The organism is Pseudomonas sp. FW305-20 (assembly GCF_058788075.1).
Genome location: NZ_JBYTAJ010000035.1, coordinates 46519 through 59030 on the forward strand (window position 1 = coordinate 46519; position 12512 = coordinate 59030).

Genomic DNA, 12512 nt, shown 5'->3' on the forward strand with positions numbered 1-12512 from the left:
AAGTCATGAACAAGGGCGGGAAACCAGCAGTCCTGGCGGACAGCGCAGCGTCATCCGGCCAGCGCATTGCGTTGCCGTAAAAACCTGACGAATATGCTCGAAAGCCGCGTATCAGACGGCTGCAAGCAGGAGTGACACGTTGAGCCTTCCCCCCGACCAAGCCATCCATTTCGGCCCCTACCGGATCTATCCCGGACAACGTCTGGTCATGGAGGCCGACCAGCCCCTGCGCCTGGGTCGACGCGCCATGGACATTCTGTTGATCCTTTTGGAACACGCCGGGAATGTGGTCAGCAAACAAACGCTGATCGCCAGGGTCTGGCCGAAAAACGTGGTGGAAGACATCAACCTGCGGGTGCACATGGCGGCCTTGCGCAAGGCCCTCGGTGACGGCCAGGCCGGCCAGCGTTACATCATCACCGTGGCGCAGCGTGGGTACAGCTTTGTGGCGCCATATTCTCTGGAGCACATCGAGCACCCTCCGGAGAGAGAAGCGCCCGCGCCGAGTGGCCACAACCTGCCCGTTCGTCGAACCCGCATGATCGGCCGCCAGTCTCTCGTCGATAGCCTGGTGGTCCAGCTGTCGCGCCAGCGTTTCATTACCCTGGTCGGCCCCGGCGGGATCGGCAAAACCACCGTGGCCCTGCGTGTCGCCGAACAACTGATCGGGCGCTACCGGGATGGCATTCGCCTGCTGGACCTGGCGCCGATCAATGATCCGTCGATGATCACCGTTCACCTGGCGACATTGCTCGAACTGTCTTTGCACGACGCTGAGCCGATGAGCGGCCTCGCCGCATTTTTGCGCGACCGGCAGATGCTGCTGGTGATCGACAATTGCGAACACCTGGTCGACGCCATCGCATTGCTGAGCGAGAGCCTCCTGCGCGCCGCGCCAGAGGTGCACATTCTGGCCACCAGTCGTGAGAGCCTGCGGGCCGAAGGTGAATGTGTCCAGCACCTGGAGTCGCTGGACTGCCCTCCCCCCATTGCCGTGCCAGACCGCGCTCAGGCCCTGACCTTTTCCGCCCTGCAGTTGTTCGTCGAACGGGCGATGGCCAGCCACGACAGCTTCGAACTGACCGATAACGAACTACCGCTGGCAATTGAAATCTGCCGGCGTCTGGACGGTATTCCGTTCGCGATCGAATTGGCGGCCACACAAGTCAGCAGCCTCGGATTGAGCGGATTACTGACCCAACTCCAAGGCAGTTTTCGCCTGCTCACCCAGGGTTGTCAGACTACGCTGGGCCGACACCAAACCCTGCGCGCCACACTGGACTGGAGCTTCGAGCTGCTAAATGCCTGCGAACAAGCCTGCCTGCGCCGACTGGGTGTGTTCAGAGGCGGGTTCACCCTGGAATCGGCGGCGGCGGTGATCGTCGGCGAACACATCGAACCGCAAGCAGTGTTTGGCTCGATCACGCAACTGGTGGCCAAATCGCTGCTGAACGTGGAGGTGGGTGACGAAGAGGTGTTCTACCGATTGCTCGACACCACCCGCAGCTATGCCCTGGAGAAACTTGACCAGGCCGCCGAACTGCCCGATACCCGGGAACGTCACGCCAAGCGCTGTCTGGCGGTGATGAATCAGGCCCAGCACGACTGGGAGCTGATCCCGACAGGCGTGTGGATCGAGCGATATGCCCGTGCTCTGGAAGATATTCGTTCGGCCCTCGACTGGTGTTTTAACGCGCAAGGACCGCGGGCACTGGCAATCCGCCTGACGGCAGCTTCCACCCCGCTTTGGCAGGAACTGTCGCTGCTCAAGGAGCACGGCTTGTACGTGGGCCGGGCGCTGGCGCTGCTCGATGCAACGTCCGATCCCTGTCCACAGCTGAAAATAGCCTTGCATCTCGCCCTTGGCAGCGCCTGTTATCACACTCAGGTCGGCACAAAAGAAACCATCGAGGCATTCGTCAGTGCCAGAATCCTGGCCGAACATTGCGATGATTTGGCCGGTCAGTTGCGGGCGGTGTCCGGGCACATGGCGGTCAACCTCTGTTGCGCCAACTATCAAATGGCTCTGGAACAGAGCCGGCAATTCGATCGGCTGGGGCTGCACGGCGATGCGGTGTTGTCCCTCAGCATGCATCGCTTGCGGGTGCTGGCGTTGCACTTTGCCGGGGACCAGCCGCAGGCCCGGCGGAACGCAGAGCAGGTGCTTCAGCGCATGGCCCAGAGTGGCCACCTCAACCGCTTCACCTACGGTTTTGGCGTGCACTACGACCAGAGCGTCGCCGCCCTGACGATTCTGGCGCGCATCCTCTGGTTGCAAGGGCAACCGGAACAAGCCTGGCGCACCGCCCGGCAAGCGCTGGACATTGCAACCCAGATCAACCACGGCACGTCCATCTGCTACACCCTGGCGCTGGCCGGTTGCCTGATCGCTCACTACAACGGCGATACCCGTACGGCTCGTGAACTCTTGCACCTGCTGCTGGAACAAGCACAGAAACACTCGGTACTGCTGTTCTACACCTGGGCCCGACACTATGCGCAGGTGATCGACCGCGCCGAGGCACACTTGCCGCTTCAGCCGGGCCAGGGGCTGATCAAGGACATCATGGTCACGCTGGATGGCAGTTTCGTCGATGATGCCCTGGTGCAACGCGCCGACACCGGTACGGCCGGCTGGAGCACGGCGGAAGTTCTACGGGCCCGGGCTGATGCACTGCTGGCCGAGGGTTGTCCTCTGAAAACCGAAGCGGCCGAGGCACTGCTGATCAGGGCATCAAGCGTGGCGAAACATCAGGGTGCCCTGGCTTGGGAACTGCGCAGCGCCACCTCACTGGCGCAACTTTGGCAGCGTCGAGGCCTGTATCAGCAAGCTCATGAGCTGCTGGCATCGATCTACAATCGGTTCACCGAGGGATTTTCGACACCGGACTTGAGCAAAGTCCGTCGATTACTCGACGAGATCCATGGGCAACTGCACGCCTGAGACCCAGCGCGCCCGGCTGATGTAATGCGAATGGCGCCTCTCAAACACTCGCAGGTGGCCGCTGTGTTCGAGCTTCTCAAGAGCATAGGTACGCGTGGTGTTGAGAAAGCGATAACGGGTCGTGCCGTTGACCTGATCCATCGAGAGCAACGATTTGGCGACCAATCGCGTCATCAGCGCCGCCAGTTGACCGGGCTTCATCTCCACGCAACTGCACACGCCAATCGCGGCATCGAGAGTGAAGGACATTTTGAACACCGACAGGCGCTGCAACACGGTTTGTTCCGGCAGGCTCAGCCGTTCATAGCTCCAGTCCAGGGCAGCTTTGAGCGTCTGATGTCGGGGCACCGCCGTGCGCCGACCTTGAGTCAGCAGCTGAAGACAGTTATCCAGCTGAGCTTGCAAACCGACCAACGCCAGCGCATGGATCTGCACCGCAGCCAGTTCAATAGCCAGTGGCAAACCGTCGAGCCGCCGACAGATTTCACGGACCGCCTTGAGGTCTTGTTCGCGCAAGGCAAACCCTTGTTGACGGGTTCGGGCACGACTGACGAACAGCTGCACTGCCGAATACCCCATGGTTTCAGCGACACTGTGCAACGCCGACGCGGGCGGCACCGCCAGAGACGGTACACGCTGAACCGTTTCCCCTCCTGCCTGTAAAGGCTCGCGGCTGGTCACCAGAATGGACAGCCGAGGCGCCGAGGTCAGCAAATCCTCGACCAGGGTTCGACAGCGCTCCAACAGGTGTTCGCAGTTGTCCAGCACCAGCAATGCGTGCCACTTTGCAGGCACCTCCAGCGTCGTGCCGATCGCCCGTTCAAGGGTCTGGATCAGATGATCGACCACTCGCGCGGGATCATCGATCGCCGCGAAATCAACCAGCCACACACCCTCTTCATAGTGCTGCAACAGCAGTTCGGCGACACGCAACGCCACGGTGGTTTTGCCGACGCCACCGGGGCCAACCAGCGTCATGAGACGCCGGATCGGCAACTGCCGGACCAGACTGCCGACCAGCGAATCTCGACCGATCACCGGCGTGAGCCGCGCAGGAAGGTTGTGCTGATTTTTTTGCACGGTATCGATCAAGAGTCCCGTGCCCACGGATGCATGGTGCACCGGGGCGATAAAACTGTAGCCGCGCTGGGGAATGTTGATGATGTAGCGCTGGCCATTCTGCCCGTCGCCAAGCGCCCGACGCAGGGCTGCAATGTGCACGCGCAGGTTGATTTCCTCGACCACCGACGTCGGCCAGACGCGGGCAATCAGTTCGTCCTTGTTGACCACGTTACCGGCGCGCTCGACCAGCACCTGGAGGATATCCAGTGCACGACCGCCCATGCGCAGCGGTCGATCGCCTTCAAGGATCAGCCGTTGCCGCAGGTGGAATGCATAGGGGCCGAATCGCAGCACCGCATCGCTGTTTAAATCTCTGAGGCTGTTCATGCACATTCACGTGCTGAAACCTGGCCCGGCTCACAGTGCAGCACCATCACTTGCACCCGCCTTCCAGGCTCCCGCACCTCCGTCGCAAAGCGTTCAGGCTATCTTGGCAGGCATCAGTGACGGTACAACTGCCACGGTGGGAGCGTCACAGCCATCACGGTGCGCATAACGGACAAGAAGGCTCTAGCTGAACTGTTCGCGGTATTGGGTCGGCGTCAAACCAAGCTTTTCACTGAACAGGAAACGCATGTGCCGCACGCTGCCGAACCCACTTTTGAACGCCACTGTCTTGAGCGGCAAGTCGCTGGTTTCCAGCAGATTCCTGGCGCTGTCGATACGCGCACTTTGCAGAAATTCCATGGGCGTCATGTTCACTTCCCGAGCAAACAACCGGGCGAAGTGCCGCGCACTCATGTTCGCGAGGCTGGCCATGCGTTCGATGCTGAATGCTTCATCGATATGTTCGAGCACATGGTTCTGCACGCGAGTGATCGGCGTTTCCTGTGGTGCGACAGCGGCCATCAACGGGCTGAATTGCGCCTGCCCTCCCTGGCGTTTCATGACCACCAGCAATACCTTGGCGACGTCCTGGGCAACTTTCTTGCCGTGGTCTTCGGCGACCACCGACAGCGCCAGGTCAATGCCGGCAGTGACGCCGCCGGAGGTGATGAGGTTGCGGTCTTGCACGTAAATCTGATCGGTCTCGACGGTAGCCTTCGGGAAGCCTTTGATCAGTCGTTCGGTGTAATGCCAGTGGGTGGTCACGCGATATCCATCCAGCAAACCGGCATGGCCCAGCACGAACGCGCCGGTGCAGATCGAGCCGTATCGCTCGGCGCGACCGACTGCGGCTTTGAGCCAACACAACAACGGTGGATGTTTTTCGTTGTAGGCACCCGGACCGCCCGGCACCAGCAACAGGTCATACGCGTGATCGGCCTGATCGATGTGCAAATCGGCCTGGACGCTGACGCCGTTTGAGGCGCGCAGTGCGCCATGTTCGGTGCCGATGGTCGACAGTTCGTAACGATCATTCGGTGCCAGATATCGATTGGCGATGGAAAACACCTCCATCGGGCCTGCCATGTCCAGCAGGAGAAAGTCCGGAAACAACACCATAGCCACGGTTTTCATGGGTTCAAAATCACTGAAGTCAAAAGAAAATCCATCTGCCAAACACCACCCCAGGGTTTGGTGTCGGTATCAGAAGGATGCTGCGCATTATGGCCAAATATGGCATTCAACGCCGGAGAAGAATCCGTCATCGCCTCTTGATAACTGTCAACCTAAAAGGGACAGTATTTCAATTTCCACCTACTTATTGCACCAACCAGTAACCATTAACCTTCTCCTTACTCGGACGAATCAACGTCCCCATAGGAGATTTCATCATGCTGACCCTTCGCAAAGCTTCGGATCGCGGCACGGCCAATCACGGTTGGTTGAAGTCGTTCCATACCTTTTCCTTCGCCAACTATCGCAACCCGAAAGAGCAGGGTTTTTCCGACCTGCTGGTGATCAACGATGACCGGGTTGCCGCCGGTAAAGGTTTCGGCCAGCACCCACACCGCGACATGGAGATTTTCTCTTATGTGCTTGAAGGCGCTTTGGAACACAAAGACACCCTGGGCACCGGCTCGGTGATCCGCCCCGGTGATGTGCAGTTGATGAGCGCCGGCAGCGGCGTGGCGCACAGCGAATTCAACCACTCAGCCACCCGGCCGGTGCACTTCCTGCAAATCTGGATCGTGCCAGACGTCAGCGGCGCCAAACCGCGTTATCAGCAAGAGCATTTCAGCACGCAGAAGAAACGCGGCCGTCTGCAACTGATCATCTCCCCCGACGGGGCGAATGGCTCGCTGAAGGTGCGTCAGGATGCACGGGTGTATGCCGCGCTGATCGACGGTAAGGAAAGCGCTGCTCTGGAATTGGCCACGAACCGCTACGCCTATGTGCACGTAGCCCGTGGCAATGTCGAGCTCAACGGAGTGCCGTTGCAGGAAGGCGATGGCGTGCGGGTTCGCGATGAACAGGTGCTGACCTTGTGCAACGGCGTCGATGCCGAAGTGCTGGTGTTCGATCTGCGCCCTCAAGAACTGCCGGACATGCCATAACGGCCACCCGCGATCCCAGTAGCAGCTGGCGAAGCCTGCGTCCGGCTGCGAAGCAGCCGTGAAATCAGACGCTGTGGTCTTTATGACACACCGCGTTCGCTGGATTTACGACTGCTACGCAGCCGGACGCAGGCTTCGCCAGCTGCTACTGGGTTTTGCGTTTTATTCGCCGGTGCCAGAAAACACCGCGACAATTTCATCAATCACTACACGGACTCTGGCGGTGTGCCGCAGGTCTGCGTGGGTCACCAGCAGCAGGTCATACGGCACCAGTCGCGTGCGCTCCGGCCACAACCTGACCAGGCCGTCCCTCTCCCCCCTGTACACCGGAATTTCCCCGAGCCCGATCCCCGCAGCAATGAATCGGCGCACCAGCAGACTCAGGCTCGAAACAATGCGCCCGCAGCCCAGCGGTTCCGAGACCTGCGTCATGTCTTTGTTGCCTTGCAAATACGGTTGATACACCACCAGATCATGCCCCTCAAACGCCGAACCCGGCAGCGGCACGCCGTAGGCATCGACAAGATCGTCGACATCAACGTGCCGTTGCTGGTGGTCCATGGCCTGGCCGACCCGTTCATGCCATCGCGATTCAGCCAGCAGTTGTTCAATGCCGCCAACGAACCCAAACACCTGTTATTGGTGCCCGGTGGTACGCACAACAACAGCATGAGCCGGGGCGGTACCCAGTATCGCCAGGCGCTCGACGGCTTGATCAAAACAAAACCATCCCAGGTTGCCGGGCCGGGCGTGGATCGGGTTTCTCAGGAGTCTTGAGGTCTATCGGTAACCGCGCGCCTGCAAATCAAACAACTGCGCATAGCGTCCGCCCGCAGCCACCAGGCTGTCGTGATCGCCCCGTTCAAGGATCGCTCCCTGGTCCAGCACGATGATGTGATCCGCATTGCGCACACTGGAAAACCGGTGAGAGATCAACAACGTCATCCGGCCTTCAGTGTGCTCACTGAAATGCTCGAATACCGCGGCTTCCGCTGCCGGGTCAAGGGCAGAGGTGGGCTCATCCAGAATCAGGATATCGGCGTTGCGCCGCATGTAGGCGCGCGACAACGCGATCTTCTGCCATTGCCCGCCGGACAGCTCCTGGCCCCCGGCGAACCACCGCCCCAATTGCGTGGCATACCCTCGATCCAGCCCCTCGATAAAGGGTGCGGCCATGCCCGCGACGGCGGCCTCCTGCCAGCGCTGTTCATCGCTGAACGCCAGGGTATCACCGACACCGATATTCTCACCGACAGAGAATTGGTAGCGGATGTAGTCCTGAAAAATCACCCCGATACGCCGCCGCAGCGCGTCCTCTTCCCACGCTTGCAGATCGCTGCCGTCCAGCAGGATGCGGCCCTGATCAGGACGGTACAGCCGCGTCAGCAATTTGATCAGCGTGGTCTTGCCCGAGCCGTTCTCCCCCACCAACGCCACACTGTGGCCGGGCACAAGGTGTAGATCGATGCCTTCCAGCGCGGCGCGACTGGCGCCCGGATAACGGAAACCGACGTTTTCGAAACGCAGGCCATCACCGGGCACGGCGCCCATGGTGAGGTTGCCGGTATCCGCCACAACTGGTTCAGCCAGGTATTCATAAAGACTGGAGAGGTAAAGGCCATCCTCGTAGAGACCGCTGATGGCACTCAAGCTGCTGCTGACTGCCGTCTGTCCCTGCTTGAACAACACCAGGTACATAGTCATCTGCCCGAGGCTGATGTTGCCGTGGACGGTATCGATTACGACCCAGGCATAGGCCAGATAAAATGCGCCGGTGCCCAGTAGACCGAGGACAAACCCCCAGCCATCCCGACGTAGCGTCAGGCGCCGGTCTTCGGCATAAAGCCGTGCGAACGTGTCGCGATAACGTTGCAACAACAGCGGCGCGAAACCGAACAGTTTGACCTCTTTGATGTAGCCCTCATGGGAAAGCAGCGTCTCGATGTAATTCTGTTGTCGACTCTCCGGCGCACGACGAGTGAACAGTCTGAAAGCATCGCCGGAAAAATGCGCTTCGGCGAAGAACACCGGCAACGCGCCAATAACCAGCAGCACCAGAGCCCAAGGCGAAAAATGCACCAGCAACACACCGAAGCTGATCAAGACGATCAGATTCTGGATCAGCCCCAACGACTTCATCACCAACGCCAACGGCCGGGTCGAGGCTTCACGGCGCACCCGAACCAACTTGTCGTAGAACTCGGAGTTTTCGAACTGCACCAGCGATAACGTCTGGGCCTTCTCCAGAATCATCGTGTTGACCTTCTGCCCCAACTGCACCCGCAACAGCGATTGCTGAACCGACAGCGCCCGTTGAGTCCCGGACAGCAACGCGAGCACGCCCGCTTCAAACAGCACATAACGCACGACCGGCCACAACGGCGCACTGCCCTGTTGTGCGTGCAACTGCATAGCGGTGACGACAGCATCGACAATGCGTTGGCCTAACCAAGCGGCCAGCGCGGGAAGCACACCGGCGATCAATGTCGCCAGTACCAACCCCAGAAACAGTCCGCGAGACGTTGCCCAGACCAGTAGCAACGCGCGTCTCGCCTGGTCGAGTAAGGAAGTGAAACGATCAAGAACAGGGTTCACTCAGTGAGCTCCCCCTGATACCGGGCCCGATACCGTCCGGGACTTTCCCCCGTCCACTTCTTGAACGCCCGGTGAAACGCGCTTGGCTCCTGAAAGCCAAGCTGTTCGGCAATATCGCTGATACTCGCCTTGCTCTGACGCAGTTGCTCAAACGCAACACCACGCCGTACCTCATCCTTGATCTCTTGATACGAACACCCTTCTCGCTCCAGTTTTCGGCGAAAGGTGCTGGGGCTCAGGTGTTGCTCCTGGGCGAAGGCCTGCAAGGTCGGCCATTGGCTGTAATGACTGTTACGCAGGCGCTGATGGACCTGCGACGCCAGTCCGTGCTGATTACGAAAACGGATCACCAGCCATTGTGGCGCGGTGCGCAAAAACACTTTCAGTGAGGCCAGATCCTGGACCACCGGCAGACGCAGATAATGACTGGCGAATTCGATTTCGGTGCGCTCGGCACCAAAGGTAAGGTTCGGTCCCCAGAGTAAACGGTCATCGCTGAGCGACACACGCTCATGGCGAAAATCTGCGCGATCAATGGGGATGCGCCGCCCCCCCAGCCAGCAGAGCAGACTGATCATCAACACCAGAAACGTCTCCTCGCCCAAACGACTGACGTCGCTGTTTGGTGAGTGGTTTTGCAGGCTGATCACCGCACGTTTTCCGCGCACCGTCAGCGTGCCGCGAAAGTCGTGGAGGAACAGCGCGAAATTGGCCAGGCACTGGCGCATGGCTTTGTGCAGGTCAGGTTCCTGAATCAATGCCCGGCAGATCAGGGCGAAACCGCCCGGCGGCATGCCATGGGAGTCGAGCCCGAAGAACTCATCGTTGAGCTCGCGGATCTGAATCAGCCACAACGCGGCAAACGCACTCGCCGGTACGCGCGCGGTAGGCTGCGCAATCAACGCCGGATCGATGCCGGCCTGTTCAAGCGCAGCCCTCTGACGTTGCGGATTGTTTCCCAGCCCATGGATCATTGCCTGCACGAAGTAGGCGGAAACCGAGTCCTTTTCCCGCATGTGAACGCTTCTCTCCCCATCACCCGAATGGCAAAAAACACCAGTGCCGTTGAACAGTTTCGGCATAGGACAACCGCCCTGCCGGCTCTAGACTCGCGGCCAATAGTACGCCTTCGGCCACTACGGCGGCCAAGGTATCGCGGGATTTGATCGGAAGGACAGGACATGAATCTGCAAAACATTGGCGTGATCGGCGCAGGCACCATGGGCAATGGCATTGCGCAAGTCTGTGCCTTGGCCGGTTTTAACGTGACCTTGCTCGACATCTCCGAGAGCGCCCTGCAAAAGGCCGTCGCAACCGTCGGTAAAAACCTTGATCGACAGATCGCCAAGGAAACGCTGACGCAAGAGCAAAAACTCGCCGCCCTCGACAAGATCCGCACCAGCACCGACTACAGCAACCTGCAGAACGTGCAACTGGTGATCGAAGCCGCGACCGAAAATCTCGAGCTGAAACTGCGTGTGCTGCAACAGATCGCCGCGCAGGTCAGCGACGATTGCGTGATTGCCTCCAACACGTCTTCGCTGTCCATCACCCAACTCGCTGCCAGCGTGAGCCAGCCTGAGCGCTTCATCGGTCTGCACTTCTTCAACCCGGTGCCGGTGATGGGCCTGATCGAGGTGATTCGCGGTTTGCAAACCAGCGATACCACCCACGCCCTGGCGCTGGACATGGCGACCACGCTCGGCAAAACCGCGATCACCGCGGGCAACCGTCCGGGTTTCGTGGTCAACCGGATTCTGGTGCCGATGATCAACGAAGCGATCCTGGTGTTTCAGGAAGGCCTGGCCAGCGCCGAAGATATCGACGCCGGCATGCGCCTGGGCTGCAATCAGCCGATCGGGCCACTGGCATTGGCGGACCTGATTGGCCTGGACACCGTGCTGGCGATCCTCGAAGCCTTCTACGACGGCTTCAACGATAGCAAGTACCGTCCTGCTCCACTGCTCAAGGAAATGGTTGCCGCCGGTTACCTGGGGCGCAAAACGGGGCGTGGCTTCCATGCCTATGCCTGAGCGTTGCTCGCGCTTTGCCGAGTACCGGGACAAGGTGTTGGAGCTGTTCGCCTGCAAAGGTTTCGGACAGGTCGGCATGCGCGAGCTCGCGACCTGCCTGGGACTCGCTCCCGGCTCGTTGTATCACCATTACCCCAGCAAACAGCACTTGCTGCTCGACCTGATCGAAGAGTTCTACGAAGAGCTGTTGGCAACCTTGGGGAGGATCGAGCAAAAGGCGCCGGCAAAACGTGACAAACTCCAGGCGCTTATCCGAGCGCATTTGAACCTGCATCAGGAAATGCCTTGGCATTTTCGTCTGGCAGAGCGTGACAGCGGCTGCCTGAATGAAGAGCAACAGGAACGGGTTCGGCAACTGCGCGAACAATACCAGCGCAAATTGCTGCTGATGCTCGGCGCCCGGTCCCGCTTCAGTGAACAGGGTCTGCTGGCCGCCGGACATGCAATCGCAAACTTACTCAACGGTGCGCCCGGATGGTTGGCGCAACATTCTCTGGACGAGCGAGAGCACGTTGAGCTGTTGGAGAGTCTTGTGAGTGGAGCCATCGAACGTTTGCTGCGTCCCTCGGCTCCACGCGCAGCAGCTTGAGTCCAGGACGATTTCCCCAGTGACCGCGGATCGACATAGGCATCGGAAGCCATAAGCCATGCTGTTTCAATAGAAAAAACATCTAAACAATTCCCGCCAGTCACCACCTCTAACGCTTTGCTAATGGGAACCCAATCACTGCGGAGCCGGAGGTGAATTCAGCCTCCCTCCGCTTCCTCGTTAACGGGAGCAAAGCATGAAAATCAATCCCTACCTGATCTTCAACGGCGACTGCAAAGCCGCCTTCACCTTCTATGCCCAAAACCTGCCAGGCCAGATCGAAGTCATGATGACCTTCGGTGAAAGCCCCGCGCGCGAACACTTTCCGGCGGACTACCACAACCTGATCATCCACACCCGCTTGCTAGTGGGCGATCAGGCGCTCATGGGCTCAGACACAACACCTGATCGCCCTACTGACGAAATGAGCGGCTGTTCGGTTTCACTGAATGTCGACAGCATTGCGGAGGCTGAACGGGTGTTCTCTGCATTGTCGGACGGTGGCAAGGTTGAAATGCCACTGGAAACCACGTTCTGGGCGGCTCGGTTCGGCATGTTGGTTGATCGATTTGGTGTGTCGTGGATGGTGAACTGCGAAAAGGATCAGTGAATTCACTTTTTCAGACCTGAAAAAGCCCAACCTGAAAAGGTTGGGCTTCTTGGCAACTGCCGGCATGCGATCAAGTACCGGCGATGTCCGTTCGCATTTTCCTGCGGACAAAACAAAACCCCTACCTGCATACGCAGATAGGGGTTTCGGAATTTAATCTTGACGATGACCTACTCTC

The 12512-nt window shown here is 59.4% G+C and carries 9 protein-coding genes and 2 pseudogenes; 6 read left to right on the forward strand and 5 right to left on the reverse strand.

Translation table 11 applies throughout. The features are described 5' to 3' along the window. Window positions 1-139: 139 nt before the first annotated feature. On the forward strand, window positions 140-2944 hold the full coding sequence (locus AC3WP4_RS23875) for an ATP-binding protein (RefSeq protein ID WP_102615183.1): 2805 nt from the start codon (window positions 140-142) through the stop codon (window positions 2942-2944). Here the strand turns inward: AC3WP4_RS23875 and AC3WP4_RS23880 are convergent. After that, a complete protein-coding gene (locus AC3WP4_RS23880) occupies window positions 2909-4393 on the reverse strand; it encodes an ATP-binding protein (protein WP_102615184.1) in 1485 nt (494 codons plus the stop codon). The genes AC3WP4_RS23875 and AC3WP4_RS23880 overlap by 36 nt on opposite strands. A gap of 183 nt (window positions 4394-4576) precedes the next feature. Then, window positions 4577-5527 (reverse strand): GlxA family transcriptional regulator, encoded by a 951-nt coding sequence (locus tag AC3WP4_RS23885; protein ID WP_102615185.1) that lies wholly within the window; start codon window positions 5525-5527, stop codon window positions 4577-4579. 257 nt (window positions 5528-5784) lie between these two features. Between AC3WP4_RS23885 and AC3WP4_RS23890 the strand changes: the two genes are divergently transcribed. Next, a complete protein-coding gene (locus AC3WP4_RS23890; protein WP_074875519.1) occupies window positions 5785-6507 on the forward strand; it encodes a pirin family protein in 723 nt (240 codons plus the stop codon). Window positions 6508-6669: 162 nt separating this feature from the next. Here AC3WP4_RS23890 and AC3WP4_RS23895 read toward each other — a convergent pair. After that, window positions 6670-7029: pseudogene (locus AC3WP4_RS23895) on the reverse strand (LysR family transcriptional regulator); the annotation flags it as partial. Between AC3WP4_RS23895 and AC3WP4_RS23900 the strand changes: the two are divergent. Further along, window positions 7024-7284: pseudogene (locus AC3WP4_RS23900) on the forward strand (alpha/beta hydrolase); the annotation flags it as partial. The pseudogenes AC3WP4_RS23895 and AC3WP4_RS23900 overlap by 6 nt on opposite strands. A gap of 3 nt (window positions 7285-7287) precedes the next feature. Here the strand turns inward: AC3WP4_RS23900 and AC3WP4_RS23905 are convergent. Then, on the reverse strand, window positions 7288-9102 hold the full coding sequence (locus tag AC3WP4_RS23905; protein WP_074875518.1) for an ABC transporter ATP-binding protein: 1815 nt from the start codon (window positions 9100-9102) through the stop codon (window positions 7288-7290). Continuing rightward, the gene (locus tag AC3WP4_RS23910) at window positions 9099-10118 is read right to left on the reverse strand and encodes an AraC family transcriptional regulator (RefSeq protein WP_102615186.1); all 1020 of its coding nucleotides are present in this window, start codon (window positions 10116-10118) and stop codon (window positions 9099-9101) included. The genes AC3WP4_RS23905 and AC3WP4_RS23910 overlap by 4 nt, the downstream gene beginning before the upstream one ends. A gap of 165 nt (window positions 10119-10283) precedes the next feature. On the opposite strand from AC3WP4_RS23910, the gene AC3WP4_RS23915 reads away from it, so the two are divergent. From AC3WP4_RS23915 to AC3WP4_RS23925, 3 genes are all read left to right on the forward strand, one after another. After that, window positions 10284-11135: a 3-hydroxybutyryl-CoA dehydrogenase gene (locus AC3WP4_RS23915; RefSeq protein ID WP_074875514.1), complete on the forward strand. Its 852-nt coding sequence runs from the start codon at window positions 10284-10286 to the stop codon at window positions 11133-11135. Continuing rightward, the gene (locus AC3WP4_RS23920; RefSeq protein WP_074875512.1) at window positions 11122-11724 is read left to right on the forward strand and encodes a TetR/AcrR family transcriptional regulator; all 603 of its coding nucleotides are present in this window, start codon (window positions 11122-11124) and stop codon (window positions 11722-11724) included. Before AC3WP4_RS23915 ends, AC3WP4_RS23920 begins: the two co-directional genes overlap by 14 nt. 196 nt (window positions 11725-11920) lie before the next feature. Then, complete coding sequence (locus AC3WP4_RS23925) at window positions 11921-12334, forward strand: VOC family protein (RefSeq protein WP_074875511.1); 414 nt, start codon at window positions 11921-11923, stop codon at window positions 12332-12334. The last annotated feature ends 178 nt before the right edge of the window (window positions 12335-12512 follow it).

Coding starts and splice junctions, on each gene's coding strand:
- AC3WP4_RS23880 (WP_102615184.1), bottom strand. CDS start 4,393: ATGAACAGCCTCAGAGATTTAAACAGCGATGCGGTGCTGCGATTCGGC.
- AC3WP4_RS23885 (WP_102615185.1), bottom strand. CDS start 5,527: ATGAAAACCGTGGCTATGGTGTTGTTTCCGGACTTTCTCCTGCTGGAC.
- AC3WP4_RS23890 (WP_074875519.1), top strand. CDS start 5,785: ATGCTGACCCTTCGCAAAGCTTCGGATCGCGGCACGGCCAATCACGGT.
- AC3WP4_RS23910 (WP_102615186.1), bottom strand. CDS start 10,118: ATGCGGGAAAAGGACTCGGTTTCCGCCTACTTCGTGCAGGCAATGATC.
- AC3WP4_RS23915 (WP_074875514.1), top strand. CDS start 10,284: ATGAATCTGCAAAACATTGGCGTGATCGGCGCAGGCACCATGGGCAAT.
- AC3WP4_RS23920 (WP_074875512.1), top strand. CDS start 11,122: ATGCCTATGCCTGAGCGTTGCTCGCGCTTTGCCGAGTACCGGGACAAG.
- AC3WP4_RS23925 (WP_074875511.1), top strand. CDS start 11,921: ATGAAAATCAATCCCTACCTGATCTTCAACGGCGACTGCAAAGCCGCC.